Source organism: Pseudooceanicola sediminis (assembly GCF_003575965.1).
GTDB lineage: Bacteria > Pseudomonadota > Alphaproteobacteria > Rhodobacterales > Rhodobacteraceae > Pseudooceanicola > Pseudooceanicola sediminis.
In genome coordinates this window covers 97714-120113 of the sequence record NZ_QWJJ01000009.1, presented here as the reverse complement: position 1 = coordinate 120113, position 22400 = coordinate 97714, and the positions used below count along the sequence as shown (strand labels likewise).

Here is a 22400-nt window from a genome sequence, read left to right as displayed (position 1 = left end):
CCGATTTGGGGCGTCTCTGCATCGGGCTGCCGCCACGGGTGGCGGTCAGCGTTCCTTGACGTAGGGATCGCCGCCCGCGCGCGGCGGGTTCGCGGCGCCGACAAAGCCGGCCAGGATCACGATCGTCAGGATGTAGGGCAGGGCGTTCATGAACTGCACGGGGATGACGACACCGCCGAGGTCTATGTTCTGATACCGCAGCGCCACGGCTTGCAGCAGGCCGAACAGCATCGTCGCTGACAGGGCATACCAGGGCCGCCATTTTGCAAAGATCAGCGCGGCCAGCGCGATATAGCCCCGGCCCGCCGTCATCTCCTTGACGAAGCCCGCCTGAAGTGCGGTGGCAAGGTAGCTGCCGGCAAGCCCGCAGAGCACACCCGCGATGACGATGGCGGAAAACCGCAGTCGCACGACCGAGATGCCGGCGGTATCGACCGCGGCGGGGTTTTCACCGACGGCGCGCAGGCGCAGACCGAAGCGCGTGCGATACAGCACCCACCATGTCAGCGGCACGCAGAGGAAGGCGACGTAGACCAGGATCGAATGGCCAGAAATCAGATCATAGTAGATCGGGCCGATCACGGGGACCGAGCGCAGGGCATCGGCGAACGGCAAGGTCAGGGCGGGAAAGCGCACATCCCCCAGCGACGGTGTCCGCCCGCCCTGGCCGAACCAGTCCTGTGCGATCAGAACCGTCAGCCCCGAGGCAAGAAAGTTCAGCGCCACGCCCGAGATAAGCTGATTGCCGCGAAAGGTGATCGAGGCAATGCCGTGGATCATCGACAGCACCATCGACGCCGCGATCCCCGCCAACAGACCGATCCAGACCAAGCCGGTGGTATAGGCAATCGACGCCGAGAAAAAGGCGGCAACCAGGGCCTTGCCCTCAAGCCCGATGTCAACGATGCCGGCGCGTTCGGAAAACAGCCCCGCCAAGCACATCAGCAGCAGCGGCGTGCCGAGGCGGACAGTGGAATCGAGGACTTGGAGAAGGGTATTGAGGTCCATTTGTCAGCTCTCCGAAACGGCGATTTTCCAGGCGGCGAAGCAGAAGAAGGCGCCGAGGGCCCCTTCGATCCAGCGACGTCCGCGGGCGTAGGCCGCGCGCACCGGCGCGGCCGAGAGCACCAGCGCCCAGGCGGCGTGGCAGGTGAAGGATATGACGAAAGAGCACGCAATGAAGGCCGCAACGACCAACGGTCCGCCGCCCTGCGTCGCCCCGACCGACGCGATGGCCAGCCAGAAGGCGATGGCTTTTGGGTTGGTGACCTGCATCAGGTATCCGGCGGCGAACAGGCGGTGCGCGCTGGCGGGTTCAAGGGGGGCCGCTTCGATCCGGGGCGGGTGGATGGCCTTGCGCAGTGCGCCGTAAGCCATCCAGAGCAGATAGGCCGCCCCGATCAGGCGCAACAGCTCCATCGCCCAGGCGATCTGCGACAGCAGCAGGCCGACGCCCAGCAGGGTTAGCACGTTGATGGTTGAGGAGCCGAGGGCGATACCGCTGGTCGCGATCAGCGCCGCCCCCCGCCCGCGCGAGGCTGAAACGCCGAGCAGGAAGGCCACCGCCGGGCCGGGCGACACCGCCGCGAAGGTCAGGATCGAAAAGGCGGCGACAAAGCGCGGCAGGTAGAAGGCGAAATCGTCCATCTCAGCCCTCCTTGCGACGGCGCAGGCCGGCGAACAGGCTTTCGAGCGGCCAGCGCACCATGTTGTCGAGCGCACCGGTGAACAGGATCACCAGCGCCTGGATGACGATGATCAGCTCACGCGGAATCGACGTCCACATCGCCAGTTCCGCGCCACCCTGGTAGAGGAAACCGAACAGCAGCGATGCCAGCAGCACGCCGAAGGGGTGGTTGCGTCCCATCAGGGCGACGGCGATGCCGATAAAGCCCGCGCCTTCGGCAGAATTCAGGATCAGGCGCTCGGCGGCGCCTTGGGTCGCATTGACGCCCATCATGCCCGACAGCGCCCCGGAGATCAGCATGGCGATGATGATGATGCGCGAGGGCGAGATCCCGGCATATTTCGCGCCGCTTTCCGAAAAGCCCTGGCTGCGGATTTCGTAACCCAGCTTGGACCGCCAGATCAGCAGCCAGACGAACACACAGGCGATCAGCGCGATGAAGAACGAGATGTTTGCGGGCGAGCCGCGGAACAGCGTGCTGCCCTCGGACGAGAACATTGACTGGAAGGTCGGCAAGTGCGTGGCGGCGGCGAAGCTGGCCGAGGCGGGCTCCATCGCGCCGACGGGGCGCAGCACGTTCACCAGAAGGTAATTCAGCAGGGCGGCGGCGATGAAGTTGAACATGATCGTGGTGATCACGATATGGCTGCCCCGTTTGGCCTGAAGGTAGGCCGGGATCAGCGCCCAGAGTGCGCCAAAGGCCGCGGCGCCAACGGCGGAGCCGAGCAGGGCCAGCGACCAATGCGGCCAGGGGATATAGAGGCAGACCAATGCCACGCCGAGACTGCCGAGCGCGGCCTGACCTTCGCCACCGATGTTGAACAGCTTGGCATGAAAGGCGACGGAGACGGCGAGGCCGGTAAAGATGAAGTTGGTCGCGTAATAGAGCGTGTATCCCCAGCCGGAGGAGCGCATCAGCGCCCCGTCGACCATCAGGTAAAACGCTTCGGCCGGGCTTTCCCCGATGGCGAGGATCGCCAGGGCAGAAAGGATCGCCGCCAGTACCAGCGAAATCAGCGGGATCAGGACCACATCGGCCCAGGCGGGCATCCTATCCATGTGTCGGGGTCTCTCCATGTTCGAGGGCGGTGAGGTTGTCTTCGACCGCCTTCCAGTCATCTGTGCCCGGCTCGCCCGAGATCCCGGCCATCAGCAGGCCAAGTTCGCGTTCGTCGGTGGTGGCGGGTTCGCGCAGGCCCATGATCTTGCCGTCAAACATCACCGCAATGCGGTCGGACAGGGACATGATCTCGTCCAGCTCGACCGAGACAAGCAGGATCGCCTTGCCCTGGTCGCGCAGGCGCACGATTTCCTGGTGGATGAATTCGATGGCGCCGATGTCGACGCCACGCGTCGGCTGGCCGACCAGCAACAGGTCGGGGTTCCGCTCGATCTCGCGTGCGAGAACGACTTTCTGCTGGTTGCCGCCGGAAAAGCTCTTGGCTTTCAGGTTCGGGTCGGGCGGGCGCACGTCGAAACGCTCCATCTTGCCCGCCGCCTCGTTCTGGATCGCGGCGTTGTTCATCAGCGGGCCAGATTGCCACTGGGGGTCGAGGTGATAGCCGAAAACGGTGTTTTCCCAGGCCGTGAACTCCATGATCAGGCCTTCACGCTGGCGATCCTCGGGCACATGCGCGATACCGCTGGCGCGCCGCGATTGACCATCTGCGGCCTTGCCCGACAGCGGCAGCGGCTTGCCGTTCATGGTGATCGAACCGGTGGCGTTCATGATGCCGCCAAGGACATTCATCACTTCGGACTGGCCGTTGCCTGCGACGCCGGCAATGCCGAGGATCTCGCCCGCGCGGATATCGAAGGACACACCCTTGACCCGCTCGACCCCCTTGTCGTCGGTGACGCGCAGGTCCTTGACCGACAGGACCGTCTCGCCCGGTTTCGCGGGCACCTTGTCGACGCGCAGCAGCACCTTGCGCCCCACCATCAGTTCCGCCAGATGCTCGGGCGAGGTTTCGGCGGTCTTGACGGTCGCCGTCATCTCTCCGCGCCGCATCACGGAAACGGTGTCGGTGATCTCCATGATCTCGCGCAGCTTGTGGGTGATCAGGATGATCGTCTTGCCCTCTTTGCGCAGGTTGTCGAGGATGCGGAACAGGTGGTCGGCCTCGGCCGGGGTCAGCACGCCGGTCGGTTCATCCAGAATCAGGATGTCCGCCTCGCGGTACAGCGCCTTGAGAATCTCGACCCGCTGCTGGTGGCCAACGGAGAGATGTTCGATCAGGGCGTCGGGATCGACCGAGAGTTCGTATTCATCGGCAAGTTTCTTGAGGCTCTTGCGGGCCTTGGAAATGGAGGGGCGCAGAAAGGCACCGTCTTCGGCACCGAGAATGACGTTTTCCACGACCGAGAAATTCTCGACCAGCTTGAAGTGCTGGAAGACCATGCCGATGCCGGCGGCAATCGCGTCCTGGCTGTCGTTGATGGTGGTCTTCTTGCCGTTGATCCAGACCTCGCCTGCGTCGGCCTTGTAAAAACCGTAGAGGATGGACATCAGGGTGGATTTTCCGGCGCCGTTTTCACCGATGATGCCATGGATCGTGCCGGGCATCACGCGGATGGAAATGTCCTTGTTCGCCTGCACCGGGCCAAAGGCCTTGGAAATCCCCTTGAGTTCGATGGCGGGGGCGGAATCTGTCATGTGGGGCGTCCCGAAGTGCGAATGGAAACAGGGACCGCGACCGGCGCGACCCCTGTGAAAAGAGGCGGGGCCACGCAGGCCCCGCTTGGGTCAGATCAGAAGCTGAGTGCCGGGCAGGTATCGTCCGCGGTGTAGTCGTGCACCAGGATTTCGCCCGAGATGATCTTGGCCTTCGCGTCTTCGACGGCGCTCTTCATCTCATCCGTGATCAGGTCCGCGTTGTATTCGTCCATCGCGTAGCCGACACCGTCCTGGGCCAGGCCCAGAACCTTGACGCCGGTTTCCAGGTCTTCGCCCGCGGTCATCGCGTCGGCAACCGCCACGTCGACGCGTTTCAGCATCGAGGTCAGCATGTTGCCGGGGTGCAGGTAGTTCTGGTTGGAATCGACGCCGATGCCGAACACGTCGTTGTCGGCCGCGGTTTGCAGAACGCCGAGGCCGGTTGCGCCAGCGGCGGCAAAGATCACGTCAGAGCCCTGGTCGACCTGGGCTTTGGTCAGCTCGGACCCTTTGACCGGATCGTTCCATGCGGTCGGATCGGTGCCGGTCATGTTCGAGATCACGTTGATGTCGGGGTTCACGGCCTTGGCACCCTGGGCATAGCCGCAGGCGAATTTGCGGATCAGCGGGATGTCCATGCCGCCGACGAAGGACACGGTGCCGGTCTTGCTTTCCATCGCGGCGAGCATACCGACGAGGTAGGAGCCTTCGCCTTCGGAGAAGAGAACCGAAAGGACGTTGGGATGTTCGGCCGGATCGACGTAGCCGTCGATGGTGACGAAGTTGATATCGGGGTAGTCGGCCGCGATGTTCGCGATCGGGGTCGAGAAGGAGAAGCCGGTGGTGATGACCGGGTTGAAGCCTTTCTCGGCAAAGCCGCGCAGCGCCTGTTCACGCTGGGCTTCGGAGGTGATTTCGATGTCCTTGAACGAGCCGCCGGTTTCTTCGGCCCATTTGGTCGCGCCGTTGAACGCCGCTTCGTTGAAGGATTTGTCGAACTTGCCGCCGAGATCGTAGATCAGTGCGGGGTCTGCGACGGCAGAGGTTGCCGCCAGCGCGAGGCCGGTTGCAGCCGCGCTCATAAATTTGGTCATCAGGGTCATGCGGGGTCTCCCAGTTGCTTGGCCGTTCGTTGATTTGTCCGGCGGCCATTGGCATTGCAGATCGGAATGATCAGACCGAGTTAGGACAGAGGGTCAGACGCCGGTCAATAGCATTCTCTGACCGTTTGGTAGAGAAAACACCGTGGTTTCGCAGCGTCATGCGATCACTTTGCCCATGATTTCAGCGTCTTTCAAGGTGCCTTCCGGGCTGCGGTAGTACCGAGGGCGCCGACCTTTCACGACAAAACCTGCCGCGTGATAGAGCGCAAGGGCGGCGGTGTTGTCGGCTGCGACCTCAAGATAGGCGTTTTCAACGCCTTTCGCGCGACAAATGCCTTCAAAATCATGAATAAGCGCGCGGGCCTGGCCCTGTCTGCGTGCAACCGGATCAATGGCGAGCGTCAAGATTTCCGCTTCGTCCAGAACGGCGCGGGCCAGTAGGAAACCTTGGGCGGAAGTGACGAGAAAACAGGCAGAATCAGCCAGAAGCTGAGTCAACTCAGCCTCGGACCAGGGGCGCGGGGTGGTGAAACTGGCCGCGTGGATCCGCGCCAGCTCGGCGGGCGGCAAATGCGGCGGCGTCACGCAATGATCCGTGGCGGCGCGTCGCGGGGCGGCGCGGCATCTGCCGGACGCAGGTAAACCGGCGCGGGCGGCGGCGTGGGATGACCCAGGGCGAGGCGCGCCCGGGCGATGCGGGCAATGGCGGGCGCGGGGTTGGCCGGGCCGGGGGTGGCACCGGGGGCGGCGCCGATCAGCGGGATGTTCGCAGGGTGCAGGTCGGCGGGGATCTGATCGGCTGGGAACATCTGCGGGGCAGAGGCGCCCGAGGCGCTGCGCAGCTGGCCATAGAGGTGGTCACGCGGGGCGGGCAGGGTGGCGAGATGGGGCAGCGCCTGGCCCTGCGACAGGGCCTCGAACCCGGTAACGCCGATGGCGGGGATCGACAGGCCGAGGGACAGGCCACGGGCCAGCGAAACGGCGATGCGAATGCCGGTGAAATTGCCCGGACCCGTGCCAACGGCCAGCGCCGAGAGGTCGGGCCAGTCATGCCCGCCTTCCCTAAGTACCTGTTCCAGAAGGGGAACAAGGCGTTCCGCCTGCCCACGGGCCATGTCTTCGCGGGCTTCGGCCAGAACCCTGTCGCCAGACAGCAAAGCGGCCGCGCAATGCGCGGCCGATGTGTCGAATGCCAGTATCAGCGTCTCAGACGGCAACAGGGCGAACCTCGGTCACTTCGGGGATGTAGTGACGCAGCAGGTTCTCGATCCCCATCTTCAGCGTCAGGGTCGAGGAGGGGCAACCGGCACAGGCGCCCTGCATGTGCAGATAGACAACGCCCCGATCAAAGCCGTGGAAGGTGATGTCCCCGCCATCCTGCGCCACGGCGGGCCGTACGCGGGTGTCCAGCAGTTCCTTGATCTGGCCGACGATTTCGCCATCGGGGCCGTCATGGGTGGCATGACCCGATGCGACTGGCGCCTCGTTTCCGGCCATAACCGGTTGACCGGATTGGAAATGTTCCATGATCGCGCCCAGCAGGGCGGGCTTCAGGTGGTCCCATTCGCTGGCGTCGGATTTGGTCACGGTGACGAAATCGTTGCCGAAGAAGATCCCCGTCACGCCATCGACGCCGAACAGGCGGGCGGCCAGCGGAGACTTTTCGGCGGCTGTGGCCGAGGGAAAATCTGCGGTGCCCGCGTCCAGCACGGTCTGGCCGGGCAGGAACTTCAGCGTGGCGGGGTTGGGTGTGGATTCGGTCTGGATGAACATCTGCGGACCCTTTTCTGTCTGGCCACCGATATGCGCCCTTCGACCCGAACTGTCAAGATTTAGAGCCGTTCTAAATTCTGTCGCGGCGTTAAAACGGACCAATCTGCAACGTCGGTATCCTGTCGGTATCGTGACGGACACCGAGCGGTGCATCGTCGCCACCGGCGGGCCGCCATGGGATGGTCCCGAACGGGGTGCCAAGGGGGCAGGGGTGACACGCCGGTGTCCGCACGTCCTGGCCGCGCGGTAGGAATGTGGGCGGCAAGAGCGGAGGCGCGAAGGCGCGGGGGGCGGAGGAGCGGGGGCCAGACGGCCGGGCGGGATCAGGGGGGCGAAGCGTGCCTGTCGAAGCCATGTGTTCGGGCGCGTTCCTGGAACCGGGGCGGGGGAGCCGACCTCTGATGCAGGCGGTCTAGAGCGGCTGGTCCACCGGGGCAGCCGGGTCGTCGACCCGGCGGGGCGAGGGGACGGAATAGCGCGCATCCGACAGGTCGGGGTGCGCGGCGAGAATTCGGTCGAGCAGGCTGCCGGGGTGAATCTGCGGTGCGGCGTGGCGACCGGGGCGGGCCGCGCTGGCGATCAGGCGGGCGCGGGTCAGATCGCCCGGCGCGGCGCGGATGACGACCGAGGTGTCCAGCGGCGTGCCGAAGGTGCTGTTCAGATAGGCCCAGCGACCGCCGGGCAGATAGCCGTTCGTGCTGGCCGACCTGTCGGTCTCTCGGTGGCCATGCAGGTCGGATCTGTCGATGCCGGCCTGAAGGGCCGCGTGCATGTCCAGCGTCGCCTGCCGGTCGGTGCGGATGATGCGAAAGAACACCCGGTCGTGCGCCAGGTGGTCATCGTAGCCGCCGCCGGTATCGTCCTGCGTGACGAGGGCACGGGGGTAGGTAAAGCTGAGGTCGATGTCCGGCGCATAGAGATTGACCCAATCGTTGCGCGCAACCTCGGCCGAAAATCGTTCGGCCAGGACGCCAGCGTCGCGCAGGGTGGGTTTCACGCTACCGAACTGGCGGGCGACGTAGCCGATCAATGCGTCGTCGCTGTCGATGCGCCACTGGCCATCGGCCACGCCGGTATAGTCGCCGGTAAAGATGAGGGCACGTTGCAGGAATTCCAGCTCGTCGGCGGTGAAGGCGCTGGCGTCGAAGGGGTGCGACAGGTCCACCGGCGCGGGGGCCTGGCTGGGCTGGGTCGGAGAGGCCGGAGCATCGGCCATGGGGACGGAGGTTTGCGCGGCGGCAGGCAGGGGCGAGGCCAGGAACGCCGGTGACAGCAGCAAGGCCAGCATCGGCAGGGTGAGCCGCCAGAGAGGCACCGGGCCGGTTCCTTTCATGGGGATGTGGGGTGCAGGCGCCCCGGCCAAGGGCGTGCAGCGCATGTTTGAAAGGCGTGCTGTGGCGCGGCGCGATGCGGGCGCTGGCGATGACCGGCCCGTCGCGGGGTCAGGCGGTGCCTGCAAGTGCGGTTGACGGGTGGCGGAACGGGTCAGGTGATCGCCTCCAGACGCTCCTTGGAGAGATCTTCGGGGACGATGGTGATCGGCACGGGCAGAGAGCCTGCGTTGCGCGACATCTGGTTGACCAGCGGGCCCGGCCCGCCCTTTCCGGTCGAGGCGCCGAGCACCAGCACGCCGATTTCGGGGTCGTCCTTGATCTGGGCAAGGATCTGTTCGTAGGGTTCGCCTTCGCGCACCACCAGCTCGGGGTCGATGTTCTGGCGGTCGCGCATCCATTTCGCGAAAACCTCGAAATGTGCCTCGATCCGTTCGCGGGCCTCGGCGCGCATGATGTCGCCAACGCCGATCCAGTGATTGAATTCGTCGGGCGAGATGATCGACAGGATGGCGACGCCACCGCCGCTGTTGGCGGCACGCATCGCGGCAAACCGCATGGCGTTGAGGCATTCGCGGCTGTCATCGAGGATGACGAGGAACTTGCGCATGATGTCTTCCTTTACGATGCGGGATCATGACGGAAACCTCCGGGCGCGGCAACGGGAATTGAACGGGAATTCGCCGCCGGGGCAATGCGCCGCGCGCAGGGGATGCCGCAGATCGCAGCGGGCGCGTATGTTTAGGGAAGCGGGCGCGTATGTTTAGGAGTGTCGCGCCGTCGCTGTCGAAGGCGATTGACCGGAGGGCGCAGAAACGGCTAAGGCAGCCCTCGCGCGGAGGGCCGGATGGCCGCGGGGGTGCAAGCCTTCGAGGAAAGTCCGGACTCCACAAGGCAACGGTGCCGGGTAACGCCCGGCGGGGGCAACCCCAGGGAAAGCGCCACAGAGAAGAGACCGCCCTGATCGGCCCGCATGGGCCAGGTTCGCAGGAACGGTCAGGGTAAGGGTGAAACGGTGCGGTAAGAGCGCACCGCGGGACGGGTAACCGGACCGGCACGGCAAGCCCCACCGGGAGCAATGCCGAATAGGGATCTCGGGCGGGTCACCCTCGGGGGTGACGCCGCAAGGCCGCCTTGGCCTGGAGATCCGGGTTGGCAGCTAGAGGCGCGCGGGTAACCGCGGGCCGAGATGAATGGTCATCGAACCGGTTCCGGAGACGGGCCGGGGAACAAAATCCGGCTTACAGGCCCTCCGCGCGTTCATCACATCGGCAACTGGAAGCACACCGGGATCTGGCACGGGGCGCGGCCGGGCGCCGGTTGGCCCGTGTGGTGGCGCTGGTCGGGGGTGCGGTCCCTGTGCGGGGGCCAAGAAAACGACGGGGAGGGCGTATTGAGAGGGAACCCGCCGATGCGCGCAGGGCCATGCGCCAGTTTCCGCGCATAACGGCGATGCACGGGGCGCGGGTGGTGAGATCGTTTGGAACACGCGGCGGTGATGGGTCGTTGCTTCTCCATACGCAACTCGACCCCGCCGCGAACGGCCAGACGAAATGGCCCGGACATGCGACAGGCGGGAGATGCCCCTTAAGGAGGAGTAGACATGACCAATCTGTTCAAGACCACCAGCCGCGCCGCCCTTATCGCAATGATCGCCGCAGCCCCGATCGCGGGCTATGCGCAGACCGCCGACACGGGCGCCGAAGTGAAGAAACCCGAAGCCTCTGCCGAGGCGACTGCCGACGCGCAGACCGGCACCGAGATGCCGAAAGCCGACGCCAAGGATGACATGGCCGCAGACACGGCCACCGATCCCGCAGCCCCGGTGGATGGCGAAAGCGACATGGCCGCCGGCGAAGCGCCGATGGACGACAGCACCGACATGGCTGCCGGTGACGCGATGACGGCCGACCCCGCAGCCGAAGACATGGCCGAAGCGGAAGAGCCCGCCAAGCCGGTCGATGGCCAGATCACCATGCAGGATGACGACACGATCCTGGCGGACGATCTGATCGGTGCGACCGTGTTCAACGGCACGGATGCAACCGTCGGCGATATTGATGACCTGATCATCGGCATGGACGGCACCGTCAAGGGCGTCGTGATCGGCGTCGGCGGCTTCCTCGGCCTGGGCGAAAAACACGTCGCCATCGAGATGGCCAGCCTGGATGTTGTCAACGACGACGCCGGCAACCCGCGCCTGATCACCTCGGCCACCGAGGAAGACCTGAAGGCCGCACCGGAGTTCGTCACCGCCGAAGCGCAGCAGCGTGAGGCCGACAACGCCGCGATGCAGTCCGAAGGCACCGGTTCGGGCACCATGGACGCCGCACCCGTGCAATAAGACGCGCGGATGATGCGACCCGTCACAGGGTAGGGAAGGGGGCAGCTTTGGCTGCCCTTTTTCACGTTTTCCAGAAAGAATACGCTTTTGCGCGAAGAATCCCCGAATGGGTGGTTGACTCGGGGGCGCTTCCGGGTAAAAGGCGGTCCTCATGAGATTTCGCAGGCGTGCACAGGTGCGCCCGCAGTAGGAGATGAAAAATGGCGAAGCCGACGACCATCAAGATCCGTCTTAACTCGACCGCGGGCACGGGCCATTTCTACGTGACCAAAAAGAACGCTCGTACCATGACCGAAAAGATGACCGTACGAAAGTTCGATCCGGTGGTGCGCAAGCATGTCGAGTACAAGGAAGGCAAGATCAAGTAAGATCTTAAAACCTTAGAAGACCATGCAAAAGCCGCGCCACAGAGCGCGGCTTTTTCTATTTTCGGGCCGCGCCCTGTCTCACCCCCCCTCCCCCTGCCGATCCGCCAGGCGGATCTGAGACAAGGACCCCTGCGATGTCTGTTTCAAGCGATATACCGCCCGAAGAGCTTTTATCCGAAGAGAGGCTGCCCGCCCGGAGCGGCACCCTGTCGGCAAGTCCCGCACCACGCCCGCTGAGCGGGAGCCTTGCGCCCCGCACGGCACAGCCGGAGCCAGAGCCGGACCGCTGGGCGGATGTGATCATCCGGCCCGCGCTGCCGGCCGATACCGAATCTGTCAGCCGGATGCTGGCGCGGTCCTACCGGGCGCTGCTGGCCCCGGATTACGAACCCGGCCTGCTGCGCGAGGCGCTGCCGCTGATCGGGCAGGCCCGGCCCAGCCTGCTGACCTGCGGCACATACTTCATTGCCGAGCAGGGAGAGCGCGTGCTGGCCGCAGGTGGCTGGACCGACTTTTCCCCGCATGGTGCGCCGGGGCGGGCAGGCGAGGGGCACATCCGCCACGTCGCGACCGATCCCGATGCCGCCCGGCAGGGGCTGGGCCAGCGCGTTCTGCGGCGCATCCTGCGGTCCGCGCGGGCAGCCGAGGTGCGCGTGCTGCACTGTCAGTCGACGGTCACGGCGGCCCCGTTCTATGAAAGCCTGGGGTTCGAGGCGCGGGCGCATATCGATGTGCGGCTGCCGACGGGGTTGTTGTTTCCCGCCGTGCAGATGCGCTGGCAGGCAGAGGCGTAGAGTGCAGCGATGGCAACCTGGATGCACAAATGAAAAGGCCGGCCCCTGTGTGGGACCGGCCTTTGTTCGTTTCGCGCTGTGATCGTGCCGATCAGTTGCGGTTGCCGAAGAGTTGCAGCAGGAACATGAACATGTTGATGAAGTCCATGTAGAGCTTGAGCGCACCCATGATGGCGGATTTGCCCAGCCATTCACGATCGCCCGACTGGGCCATCTGGATGTAGGTGTTCTTGATCTCCTGCGTGTCATAGGCGGTCAGGCCGGCAAAGATCAGCACACCGATGGCGGAGACGGCAAATTGCAGCGCCGCGCTGGCCAGGAAGATGTTGACGATCGAGGCGACCAGCAGGCCGATCACACCCATGATCAGGAAAGAGCCCCAGCCGGAGATGTCCTTTTTCGTGGTGTAGCCCCAGAGGGACAGGCCAGCGAAGGAAATCGCGGTGATCAGGAAGACCTGGGCGATCGAGATGCCGGTGAAGGCCACGAAGATCCAGCTGAGCGAGAGGCCCATGACGGCGGCGAAGGCATAGAAGAACAATTGCGCGCCAGCCGCCGACAGCTTGTTGATCGCCGCGCCGAAGCCGAAGATCATCAGCAGCGGTGCGAACATGATGACGTAGCCCAGCATGTTCGGCTTCATCGTCATCGGATCGCGGAAGATGCTGAGCATTTCCGGGCTGGTCCCGACGGCCCATGCCACGAGGAACGTCAGCAACATGCCGACGGACATCGTGCCGTAAACCTTGTTCATGTGGGCGCGCAGCCCTTCGTCGATTGCGGCGGTGCGGGTACCAGCCGCAGAGCGCATCGTTCTGTATTCAGCCATTTGAAGCCTCCGGTAAAATCCCTGTTTTCCCCTGACGGGGCTTTCTGGTTCAATATCGGTGACGTGGGGGCGCATTTCAACTGTTTCACGGTCGGTTCCAACGCAAACGTGACCGAAAAGAAAAAAAGCCCTGCCAAGGCCGATCCCCGGGGGTGCCAGAGGCGCCGGGGCGGTCTTGTGCAGGGCGCAGCGGCAGGGCCGCTGAGGGTGTTCCTTTTCCGCATGGGGCGGAAAAGTCACGGGGGGCCGAAAAGCCGGGGTGCGCGCGGCCTCAGGGGCCGCGCGTCCGAGGGGGGCGGGAGGCAGGCCGGTTCAGGCGCGCCAGCGTTCGGGCGCGTCCCAGGCCGGGCGCCGCGCCTCTGTGCGGGCCTCGTGCCGGGTCAGACCGATGTCGCGCAACAGGGCGTCATCAAGGTGGTGCAGCGCGCGGCGTTCGCGGTGGATCCCCAGCAGCATCGCGAGACGGGACAGCGGCGACTTTGCGATCCGGGGCGCCTTCGCGGTTGCGGAGCCAATCAGGGGGTGTGCCATCGTACGATCCTTTCCGTTTCGTGATGTGAGTCGTTGGGGTGATGATTTCTATTGATGTGTATGCGCCCGTATGATCAATATTGAAAATGAATGTTTCTGGACGATGCCATCAAGGATTGTGATGTTATGAGAAACCTCGACATGACCTCTCTGCGCAGTTTCGTGGCCGTGGCCGACCATGGTGGCGTGACCAAGGCCGCAGGTATGCTGAATTTCACCCAGTCCGCCGTTTCGATGCAGTTGAAGCGGCTGGAGGAAATGCTGGGCATCACGTTGCTGGACCGGACCAGCCGCCGGGTGGCGCTGACGGCGGCGGGCGAGCAATTGCTGGGCTATGCGCGGCGTATCATCGAGATGAACGACGAGGCGATGACTCGGCTGACCAGCAAGAGTTACGAAGGGGAAATCGTCCTCGGGGTGCCGCATGACATCGTGTATCCGGTCGTACCACGGGTGTTGCAGCAGTTCGCACAGGAATTTCCGCGCATGAAGGTGCAGCTGGTCTCGGCCTATACGTTTTCCCTGAAAGAGCAGTTCGACCGGGGCGAGGTCGACATCATCCTGACGACCGAGGCCGAGCCTGACGCCCGCGCCGAGGTGCTGGATGAACGTCCGTTGTGCTGGATCGGTGCGCCGGGCGGCACGGCCTGGCGGCATCGGCCGCTGCGCTATGCGTCGGGGCGCAATTGCCTGTTCCGACCGCTGACGATCCGCGCAATGGAGGAAGGCGGCATCGACTGGGAAAACGCCGTCGATACCTATTCCGATCGCACGGTCGAGGCGACGGTTTCGGCCGATCTGGCGATCAGCACGATGATCCAGGGCACCGAACCGGCGCAGCTGGCGCAGGTCGAGCATGGCGGCGAACTGCCCGCGTTGGGGATGCAGAAGATCTGCATGTACCGCCAGGACCGGGGCGCGCGCGAGGTGTCCAAGCGCGTCGCCGAGATGCTGCGCCAGAGTTTCACCAATACCGCCCCGCGTCCGGCCCCGCGCGAGGTGCCGCAGGCGATCCGCGCCTGAGGGTCAGATGGTGATCACGACCTTGCCGGTGGCCTGACGGGTGCGCAGCAGCTCCAGCCCGTCGGCGGCACGCTCCAACGGCAGGCGGTGGCTGATGTGAGGCGTGATCAGGCCCTGCGCATGCCAGTCCATCAGCGTCGCGATCGACCCGGTGACGACCTGCGGGCGGAACGTGAGATACGATGCCCAGTAAAAGCCCATCAGGTCGATGTTCTTGACCAGCATGTGATTCGGCTTGGGCTGGGGCACCGTGCCGCTGGCAAAGCCGATCACCAGGATCCGGGCCTCGGGGTTGCAGGCGCGAAAGGCGGCGTCGAACATGTCGCCCCCCACCGGATCATACACGACGTCGGCGCCGCCAAGCGCCTTGACCTCGGATCGGACGTCCTGGGTGGCGGAATCGATGAATACACCTGCCCCGGCCCGTAGCGCGATGTCGCGTTTTTCCGCGCCGCGCGCCACGGCGATGACACGCGCCCCCATCAGCTTGCCCAGCTCGACCGCGGTCAGGCCGACGCCGCCCGTGGCCCCGAGCACCAGCAGCGACTCGCCTTTTTGGAGTCGTGCGCGATGGGCCAGGGCGACGTGGCTGGTGCCATAAGCGATCTGCAACGCAGCGGCGTCCTCGAACGTCATGGTATCGGGCAGGGGGATGACCCGGTCCGCCGGAAACACGCCCTGTTCCGCCAGCCCGCCCGCGCCGCCAAAGACCGCGACGCGGCTGCCCGGTTTCAGGTCGACGCCGGCACCGCAGGCGGAAACGATTCCCGCAACTTCGAGACCAAGGGTGAAGGGGGCGGGAGGTGTTTCCTGGTATGTGCCCCGGATCATCAGCAGATCGGCGAAATTCAGGCCGCAGGCCTTGATCTCGATCAGCACCTGGCCGGGGTCCGGGCGGGGTGCGGCGATACGTTCCAGCACCGGGGATACATCTTTGCCATGGCAGCGGAATGCGCGGATCGAGTCGTTTTTCATTGTCGAATGATTTCCTGTGGATAGCGTGGCAATGCGCGAAAAATGGGCGGTCCCTGATCCGCGCAATGATGCTGCGCCGCAGAACGTGATGCAACTATTGTGAACACTGCGTGTGCTTATGTGAACTTGATACTCAGCCGGTAATTGAGTTAACCATTCGCGCAGTCCCCTCTTTCGAGCCGGGCTAACTTGCGTAAAAGTTGAAAACTGTTACGATCTCGGGGACGCTGTAGGGATGTGCGGCGTGTCTAAATGCAACCCTAGCCCTACATACCCGCGCGACGGCTCCCCCGAACGTGGATACGACAAGGGTATTCATCAGGAGCCGCGAATGACTCATCCGGTTGACGTCCACGTTGGTAAACGTATTCGGCACCGCCGCTGGTTGGTTGGAATGACCCAACAACAGCTGGCGGAACGTGTTGGTATCAAATTTCAACAAATCCAGAAGTACGAGACGGGTGCAAACCGCGTCAGTGCCTCTCGGCTGTGGGATATCGCCGACGCGCTGGACGTCGCAGTCAGCTTTTTCTTCGAAGGTCTGGAAGCGGACAATGCGAATGGCGATCACGCGAACGTGCCCGCCGACGTGATGGGCGACAAGGAAGCACTGGACCTGGTCCGGTCCTACTATGCCATCCCGGAAAACCAGCGTCGCCGTCTGTTCGAGCTTGCAAGAGTTCTGAGCGACGTCGCTTGAGTTGACCTGCCCCACGCGATAGCCAGTTCCTGACACAGACATGACAGGGGCGAGCCATGGACGACGCGCAGGGCAAGGACTTACTCGATACAGCGCATGAGATGGCCGACGCCGCAGGCGCGGCCATCTTGCCGTTCTTCCGCTCTGCCGGACTGACGGAAGACAACAAGCTGGCCGGGGGCTATGACCCGGTGACCGAGGCCGACCGCGCCGCCGAACAGGCGATGCGTGGGGTTCTGGCCCGGCGGCGCCCGAAGGATGCGATTCTGGGCGAGGAATTCGGCACGAAGGACGGCGACAGCGGGTTGACCTGGGTGTTGGACCCGATCGACGGCACCCGCGGATTTGTCAGCGGCACCCCGACCTGGGGCGTACTGATCGGTCTGTCGGACGATACCGGCGTGCATATGGGCATGATCGACCAGCCTTATACCGGCGAACGGTTCTGGGGCGGTTTCGGGCAGGCGCAGATGCGTGGCCCGATGGGAACCCGGCCCCTGACGACGCGCCAGACGCAGCGCCTGCCCGAGGCGATCCTGTTCACCACCTTTCCCGAGGTCGGCAGCGATGCCGAGCGCGCGGCGTTTCAGGCGGTCGCGGGGCGGGTCAAGCTGGTGCGCTATGGCATGGATTGTTACGCCTACGCGCTGGTTGCGGCGGGGCAGGTCGACCTGGTGATCGAATGCGGGCTGCACACCTATGACGTGCAGGGGCCGATCGGCGTGATCCAGGCCGCCGGGGGCATCGTGACCAACTGGCAGGGCGGCCCGGCGCATATGGGCGGGCAGGTGATTGCGGCGGCAAATGCTGCACTGCACGCAGAGGCACTGGACATTCTCGCGGGAATGTCAAAATGTTGACACATGGATAAACCGATACTGATCCGCGGGGCGGATCATATCCTGACGATGGATGATTTCAGAACCGAGCTTTTCGGTGCCGACATCCTCATCTCTGGTGGTACCATCCGCACCATCGGGCCACGGCTGAGCGTGCCGGGCGCCGAGGTGATCGATGCCACCGGGTGTATCGTGACGCCAGGCCTGGTGAATACCCATCACCATCTCTACCAGACGCTGACGCGGGCCGTGCCCGGTGGGCAGGATGCGCTGCTGTTCGGCTGGCTGAAGACGCTGTACCCGATCTGGGCCAAGTTCGGCCCGGAGGAGATTCACGTCTCGGCCGTGATCGGGCTGGCCGAGCTGGCGCTGTCGGGTTGTTCGCTGAGTTCGGATCATCTGTACCTGTACCCCAATGGCGCGCGGCTGGAGGATACCATCGAGGCGGCACAGCGCGTGGGCCTGCGGTTCCACCCGACACGGGGCGCGATGAGCATCGGCGAGAGCAAGGGCGGCTTGCCGCCCGATAGCCTGGTCGAGGACGAGGCGGCGATCCTTGAGGATTGCATCCGGGTGATCGACGCCTTTCATGACAGCAGGGACGGGTCGATGTGCCGGGTCGGGGTTGCGCCCTGTTCGCCGTTTTCCGTCAGTCGGGAGCTGATGCGCGACGCGGCGCTGCTGGCGCGTGACAAGCGGGTCATGTTGCACACGCACCTGGCCGAGAATGATGAGGATATCGCCTATAGCAAGGCGCAGTTCGGCTGCCGGCCCGGTCAATATGCCGAGGATCTGGGCTGGACCGGCGACGATGTCTGGCACGCCCATTGCGTCAAGCTGGACGCGACCGAGATCAGCCTGTTCGCGCGCACCGGCACGGGCGTGGCGCATTGCCCCTGTTCGAACTGTCGTCTGGGGTCCGGCATCGCACCGGTGCGCGAGATGCGCGATGCGGGCATGAAGGTGGGGCTGGGCGTTGACGGATCGGCCAGCAATGACGCGGGCAACCTGGTGGCAGAGGCGCGCCAGTCGATGCTGTTGCAACGGGTGTCGCGTGGCGCGGACGCGATGAGCGCGCGCGAGGCGTTGGAGATCGCGACACGGGGTGGCGCCGATGTGCTGGGGCGGCCCGACTGCGGGCGTCTGGCCACGGGCAAGCGCGCCGATATCGCGATATGGAATGTCTCCGGCATCGAAAGTGCCGGAAGCTGGGACCCGGCGGCGCTGTTGCTGGCGGGCCCGATGAAAGTGAAGCATCTGCTGGTCGAAGGACGCCAGATCGTGCGCGACGGGCAGATGACCCACCTGGACCTGCCGGCGCTGATCGCACAGCAAAACAGCCTCGCCCGCCGGCTGATGGAGTGACAATTATCCGAATGATGACGTTTGCGTCGCTGCTGGCCCTGGGGGCCTGCGGCGCGCCCCATATGCAGGAGGTAACGCCCCCGGCGGGTACCTTCAGACCCGCCCCCGGCGCCGAGGGGCAGGGACGGCCCGCCCCGGCGCTGATCGCCGCCGTGAACGCCGCACGGCAGGCGGAGGGGCTGGCGGAGCTGGCGGTTTCCCCGGCCGCCAACCGCGCCGCGCAGGTGCAGGCGGGCGACATGGCGACAGCGGGGTTCATGGATCACACAGGCAGCGATGGCAGCACGCCGGGCGAACGGCTGACGGCGGCGGGGCTGGATTGGTGCATCGTGGCGGAAAACGTGGGCTATGGTTATCCGACTGCCGCGGCGGTGGTGGAGGGGTGGCTGCGCAGCCCCGGACACCGTCGCAACCTGCTGTCGGAGACGACGCTGGTAGGGGCCGCGACAGCAGGTCCGAAGGCGCGGCCCTATTGGTCTGCGGTTTTCGCGCAGCCCTGCTGAGGCGCTAGCCGAGCGCGGGTCGACCGCCGATCCAGACGGCGCGCACGGCCCGGTCATCGCCCATCATGATGGTGGGAAAGACGGCTTCCCACAGGTCGTTGGCGCGGCTGGACCGCTGGGCGATGGCGGGGGTCGAGGCAAGGTCGAGCACGACGACGTCCGCCTCGGTTCCCGGCGCCAGCGTGCCGATGCGATCCACCATGCCGATGGCGCTGGCCGAGCCTGCGGTGGCCAGCCAGAGCAGTTGCGCCGGGTGCAGGGCGGTGCCACGCAGTTGCGCGACCTCATAAGCCGCGCCCATCGTGCGCAGCATCGAGAAATCCGAGCCGCCGCCGGTGTCGGTGGCCAGGCCGATACGGTGGCCATCGGCCTTGAGCCCGGCCATGTCGAACAGGCCCGAGCCGATGAATGTGTTGGAGGTCGGGCAATGCACCAGCGCCGCGCCAACCTCGCGCAGGCGGTCCTTTTCGCGGGGTTCAAGGTGGATCGAGTGACCGTAGAGGCCGTTTGCCCCGAGCAAGCCATGCGCCTCGTAGGTATCGAGATAGTCGCGTGCGTCGGGGAACAGGCCCTTGACCCATTCGACCTCGTCCACCTGTTCGGACAGGTGGGTCTGCATCAGGCAGTCGGGGTGTTCGGCCCAGAGCGCGCCCATGGCCGAGAGCTGATCCGGCGTGGAGGTGGGCGAGAAACGCGGCGTGATGGCATAGGAAATCCGGTCGACACCGTGCCACTTTTCCAGCAGCGCCTTGCTGTCGTCATAGGCGGATTGGGCGGTGTCGCGCAGCCCGTCGGGGGCATTGCGATCCATGCAGGTCTTGCCCGCAATCACGCGCTGGCCGCGCGCCTGTGCCTCGGTAAAGAAGGCATCGACGCTGGCGGGATGGATGGTGCAGAAACTGACCATGGAGGTGGTGCCGTGGGCCGTCGTCAGATCGAGGTAGCGCGCCGCGATTTCCGCCGCATAGGCGGGATCGGCAAAGCGCATTTCCTCGGGGAAGGTATAGGTATTGAGCCAGTCGATCAGCCGTTTGCCCCAGCTGGCGATCATCGCGGTTTGCGGGAAATGCACATGGGCGTCGACGAAACCGGGCAGGATCAGCGCATCGCCATAGGAGATTTCGCGCACATCGGGGTGGGCGGCGCGCAGGGTGTCGGCGGGGCCGCGGGCGGCGATCTTGCCGCCTTTGACCAGCAGCGCGCCATCTTCTTCGATCACGCAGCAATCCTGCCAGGGGGCGGTAAAGGGATCAGCGGTGAAATCCAGAAGCCGCCCTGTCAACAGCACGTCGGTGCCCATAATGCCGATCCTTTCGCGGGATTGTTTTGCAATGTTCGCCGGTCACGTTATCTGCCCTTCGAGACGGGGTAAATTGCGTGTGCAGCATTGTTTCCCGACCCCGGCCTAAACTAAGGTCCGGATGACCACGAAAGGGCGGCCCATGAGCGAAACCAGGCACGACAAGGAAGATGACATCCGCCCGGAGGAGATGGAGCGCAACGACGCTGACATCGGACACGGGCAGGAGGGGTCGGATCAGGACGTGCTTGAACCGCTCGATGAGGAGGAGGGGGCCTATGCGCTGACGCGCAAGACCGTCGCCGCGATCCTGTTTGCGGTTGATACCGATGATCGCGAGCAGTTGGTCGAGCTGATGGAGCCGCTGCACGCGGCAGACATCGCCGACCTTCTTGAACAGATCAACGCCTTTGACCGGCGGCGCCTGGTGCGCCTGTACGACAAGGAATTCGACGGCGAGATCCTGTCGGAACTCGACGAATCGATCCGCGAAGAAGTCATCATGCTGCTCAGCCCGGACGTTCTGTCCGACGCTGTGCGCGAGATGGACAGCGATGACGTTGTCGATTTCGTCGAATACCTCGAGGAGCCGCAGCAGGAGGCGATTCTCGACGCGCTGGAAGACAGCGACCGGGTCGCCGTTCAGCAGGCCCTGACCTATCCCGAGGAATCCGCAGGCCGCCTGATGCAACGCGAAGTGGTCGCGGTGCCGGACATGTGGACCGTCGGGCAGGCGATCGACTTCATGCGTCAGCGCGAGGACCTGCCGGAGCAGTTCTATCACGTGATCCTGGTCGATCCACGGATGAAGCCGATTGCCCATGCCACCCTCGGCAAGCTGATGGCGAGCCCGCGCGAAACCCTGCTGGCCGATATCACCGAGCCTGGCTTTCGCACCATCCCGGCGTCGCAGGACGAAGGCGACGTGGCCTATGCGTTCAACCAGTACCACCTGATCAGCGCGCCGGTTGTGGATGAAAACGACAGGCTGGTCGGCGTCATCACCATTGATGACGCGATGATCGTGCTGGACGAGGAACACGAGGAAGACATCCTGCGACTGGCCGGTGTCGGCGAAGGCAGCCTGAACGACCGCGTGACCGAGACCTTGAAGCAGCGGATGCCCTGGCTGGCCGTGAACCTTGGCACTGCGATCATCGCCTCGCTGGTGATTTCGCTGTTCGAGGGGACGATTTCGCAATTCGTCGCGCTGGCGGTTCTGATGCCCATCGTCGCCTCGATGGGGGGCAATGCCGGCACGCAGAGCCTGACGGTGGCGGTGCGCGCCATTGCCACGAAAGACCTTACCGGCAGCAACGTCTGGCGGGTGATCCGGCGTGAGGCGCTGGTCGGTCTGGCCAATGGTACGGCCTTTGCGGTGGTCATGGGCGTGATCGGTCTGGTCTGGTTCGGGGATGGGCGGCTGGGTCTGGTGATTGCGGCCGCGATGATCATCAACATGGTGATCGCGGGGCTGGCGGGCACCATGATCCCGGTCGTGCTGGAAAAGCTGAAGGTCGACCCGGCGCTGGCCAGCGGCACTTTCGTCACCACGGTCACCGATGTCGTCGGCTTTTTCGCCTTTCTGGGGCTGGCCGCGCTGGTGTTGCTGTGATGCAGATGGCCGAGCGCAAGGCCGCGGCGCGCAAGGCGGCCTTTGCGCAGCGCAAGGCGGCACATGACGGGCACGGTCCCGGGCGCGCGGGTGTCTTGTCGTCGCTGCTGGCGGGGTATCGCGGCGTGCCGCTGGCAGGCTACATGCCGATCCGCAGCGAGATCCCCCCGCTGGCCGCGATGGAGGAAGCCGCAGCCCATGGACCGGTTGCCGTGCCGGTGATCACGGGCGCGGGGATGCCACTGAAATTCGCGCGATGGGAGCCGGGCTGCGCCATGCGCGCCGGCCCTTTCGGGGCCGAAATCCCGGTGGCCGAGGAATGGATCACGCCGCAGATCCTGATCGTGCCGCTGGTCGCCTTTGACCGGCGTGGCTATCGCCTGGGCTATGGCGGCGGTTTTTATGACCGGACGCTGGAAGAGCTGCGCGCCGCTGGGTCGGTTCTGGCCGTGGGCTTTGCCTATGCCGCGCAGGAGGTGGATGCGGTGCCGATCGAGGCGACGGATCAGCCGCTGGACCTGATCGTGACGGAAGCCGGGGTCGTCACCCCCGAAAGCTGAGTGGCGGGGCGAGATCGGCCAGAAGTCTTGAGGTTCTTCGCCATGACGCATTGACGAAAGGCCGCAACTGGCTACCTCCTGCACTCCTGTCCCTGTGGAGGCAC

At 64.9% G+C, this 22400-nt stretch carries 24 protein-coding genes and 1 other RNA gene; 11 read left to right on the top strand and 14 right to left on the bottom strand.

Annotated elements, in window-relative coordinates:
• Window positions 1-45: 45 nt before the first annotated feature.
• The 10 genes from DL237_RS11735 to DL237_RS11690 all read right to left on the bottom strand — a co-directional run bounded on the left by DL237_RS11735 (window position 46) and on the right by DL237_RS11690 (window position 9160).
• Window positions 46-1008 (bottom strand): ABC transporter permease, encoded by a 963-nt coding sequence (locus tag DL237_RS11735; RefSeq protein WP_119399251.1) that lies wholly within the window; start codon window positions 1006-1008, stop codon window positions 46-48.
• Window positions 1009-1011: 3 nt separating this feature from the next.
• Window positions 1012-1647, bottom strand: a complete 636-nt coding sequence (locus DL237_RS11730; RefSeq protein WP_119399250.1) for a LysE family translocator — start codon at window positions 1645-1647, stop codon at window positions 1012-1014.
• Between the two features lies 1 nt (window position 1648).
• A complete protein-coding gene (locus DL237_RS11725; RefSeq protein ID WP_119399249.1) occupies window positions 1649-2746 on the bottom strand; it encodes an ABC transporter permease in 1098 nt (365 codons plus the stop codon).
• The gene (locus DL237_RS11720; RefSeq protein ID WP_119399248.1) at window positions 2739-4343 is read right to left on the bottom strand and encodes an ABC transporter ATP-binding protein; all 1605 of its coding nucleotides are present in this window, start codon (window positions 4341-4343) and stop codon (window positions 2739-2741) included. Before DL237_RS11720 ends, DL237_RS11725 begins: the two co-directional genes overlap by 8 nt.
• A 95-nt stretch (window positions 4344-4438) precedes the next feature.
• Window positions 4439-5446, bottom strand: a complete 1008-nt coding sequence (locus DL237_RS11715) for a BMP family lipoprotein (protein WP_119399247.1) — start codon at window positions 5444-5446, stop codon at window positions 4439-4441.
• 156 nt (window positions 5447-5602) lie between these two features.
• On the bottom strand, window positions 5603-6031 hold the full coding sequence (locus tag DL237_RS11710) for a GNAT family N-acetyltransferase (protein ID WP_233544968.1): 429 nt from the start codon (window positions 6029-6031) through the stop codon (window positions 5603-5605).
• On the bottom strand, window positions 6028-6663 hold the full coding sequence (tsaB, locus tag DL237_RS11705) for a tRNA (adenosine(37)-N6)-threonylcarbamoyltransferase complex dimerization subunit type 1 TsaB (RefSeq protein ID WP_119399246.1): 636 nt from the start codon (window positions 6661-6663) through the stop codon (window positions 6028-6030). Before tsaB ends, DL237_RS11710 begins: the two co-directional genes overlap by 4 nt.
• Complete coding sequence (locus tag DL237_RS11700) at window positions 6653-7219, bottom strand: NifU family protein (RefSeq protein WP_119399245.1); 567 nt, start codon at window positions 7217-7219, stop codon at window positions 6653-6655. Before DL237_RS11700 ends, tsaB begins: the two co-directional genes overlap by 11 nt.
• Window positions 7220-7631: 412 nt before the next feature.
• Window positions 7632-8534, bottom strand: a complete 903-nt coding sequence (locus DL237_RS11695; protein WP_119399244.1) for a hypothetical protein — start codon at window positions 8532-8534, stop codon at window positions 7632-7634.
• Between the two features lie 170 nt (window positions 8535-8704).
• Window positions 8705-9160: a universal stress protein gene (locus tag DL237_RS11690; protein ID WP_119399243.1), complete on the bottom strand. Its 456-nt coding sequence runs from the start codon at window positions 9158-9160 to the stop codon at window positions 8705-8707.
• 225 nt (window positions 9161-9385) lie between these two features.
• Here DL237_RS11690 and rnpB point away from each other — a divergent pair.
• From rnpB to DL237_RS11670, 4 genes are all read left to right on the top strand, one after another.
• Window positions 9386-9810: RNase P RNA component class A (gene rnpB / locus DL237_RS11685), an RNA gene on the top strand.
• 343 nt (window positions 9811-10153) lie between these two features.
• The gene (locus tag DL237_RS11680) at window positions 10154-10894 is read left to right on the top strand and encodes a PRC-barrel domain-containing protein (RefSeq protein WP_119399242.1); all 741 of its coding nucleotides are present in this window, start codon (window positions 10154-10156) and stop codon (window positions 10892-10894) included.
• Between the two features lie 200 nt (window positions 10895-11094).
• Complete coding sequence (gene rpmG / locus DL237_RS11675) at window positions 11095-11262, top strand: 50S ribosomal protein L33 (RefSeq protein ID WP_076648137.1); 168 nt, start codon at window positions 11095-11097, stop codon at window positions 11260-11262.
• Window positions 11263-11396: 134 nt separating this feature from the next.
• Window positions 11397-12056 carry a GNAT family N-acetyltransferase gene (locus DL237_RS11670; RefSeq protein WP_119399241.1) on the top strand — a complete coding sequence of 220 codons (660 nt, stop codon included), beginning with the start codon at window positions 11397-11399 and terminating at the stop codon, window positions 12054-12056.
• A 91-nt stretch (window positions 12057-12147) separates the two neighbouring features.
• On the opposite strand, the gene DL237_RS11665 is transcribed toward DL237_RS11670, so the two are convergent.
• Both DL237_RS11665 and DL237_RS11660 read right to left on the bottom strand, forming a co-directional pair.
• Window positions 12148-12885 (bottom strand): Bax inhibitor-1/YccA family protein, encoded by a 738-nt coding sequence (locus DL237_RS11665; RefSeq protein ID WP_119399240.1) that lies wholly within the window; start codon window positions 12883-12885, stop codon window positions 12148-12150.
• Window positions 12886-13197: 312 nt separating this feature from the next.
• Window positions 13198-13416: a DUF1127 domain-containing protein gene (locus DL237_RS11660; RefSeq protein WP_119399239.1), complete on the bottom strand. Its 219-nt coding sequence runs from the start codon at window positions 13414-13416 to the stop codon at window positions 13198-13200.
• Between the two features lie 126 nt (window positions 13417-13542).
• On the opposite strand from DL237_RS11660, the gene DL237_RS11655 reads away from it, so the two are divergent.
• Window positions 13543-14439, top strand: coding sequence for a LysR family transcriptional regulator (locus DL237_RS11655; protein WP_119399332.1), 897 nt, complete (start codon window positions 13543-13545; stop codon window positions 14437-14439).
• A gap of 3 nt (window positions 14440-14442) precedes the next feature.
• Here the strand turns inward: DL237_RS11655 and DL237_RS11650 are convergent, their stop codons facing one another.
• Entirely contained in the window at window positions 14443-15414 is a 972-nt protein-coding gene (locus DL237_RS11650) for an NADPH:quinone oxidoreductase family protein (protein WP_119399238.1), read from the bottom strand.
• Window positions 15415-15745: 331 nt separating this feature from the next.
• Between DL237_RS11650 and DL237_RS11645 the strand changes: the two genes are divergently transcribed.
• The 4 genes from DL237_RS11645 to DL237_RS11630 are packed head-to-tail and all read left to right on the top strand — an operon-like array spanning window position 15746 to window position 18821.
• Window positions 15746-16114, top strand: coding sequence for a helix-turn-helix domain-containing protein (locus tag DL237_RS11645; RefSeq protein WP_119399237.1), 369 nt, complete (start codon window positions 15746-15748; stop codon window positions 16112-16114).
• Between the two features lie 56 nt (window positions 16115-16170).
• Window positions 16171-16974, top strand: a complete 804-nt coding sequence (gene hisN, locus DL237_RS11640; protein WP_119399236.1) for a histidinol-phosphatase — start codon at window positions 16171-16173, stop codon at window positions 16972-16974.
• A 3-nt stretch (window positions 16975-16977) separates the two neighbouring features.
• Window positions 16978-18318, top strand: coding sequence for an 8-oxoguanine deaminase (locus DL237_RS11635; protein WP_119399235.1), 1341 nt, complete (start codon window positions 16978-16980; stop codon window positions 18316-18318).
• An 11-nt stretch (window positions 18319-18329) separates the two neighbouring features.
• Window positions 18330-18821: a CAP domain-containing protein gene (locus DL237_RS11630; protein ID WP_119399234.1), complete on the top strand. Its 492-nt coding sequence runs from the start codon at window positions 18330-18332 to the stop codon at window positions 18819-18821.
• Window positions 18822-18825: 4 nt separating this feature from the next.
• Here the strand turns inward: DL237_RS11630 and guaD are convergent, their stop codons facing one another.
• Window positions 18826-20121: a guanine deaminase gene (gene guaD / locus DL237_RS11625; protein WP_119399233.1), complete on the bottom strand. Its 1296-nt coding sequence runs from the start codon at window positions 20119-20121 to the stop codon at window positions 18826-18828.
• A 190-nt stretch (window positions 20122-20311) separates the two neighbouring features.
• On the opposite strand from guaD, the gene mgtE reads away from it, so the two are divergent.
• Window positions 20312-21736, top strand: coding sequence for a magnesium transporter (gene mgtE, locus DL237_RS11620; RefSeq protein ID WP_119399331.1), 1425 nt, complete (start codon window positions 20312-20314; stop codon window positions 21734-21736).
• Entirely contained in the window at window positions 21736-22296 is a 561-nt protein-coding gene (locus DL237_RS11615) for a 5-formyltetrahydrofolate cyclo-ligase (protein WP_119399232.1), read from the top strand. Before mgtE ends, DL237_RS11615 begins: the two co-directional genes overlap by 1 nt.
• Window positions 22297-22400 lie beyond the last annotated feature (104 nt).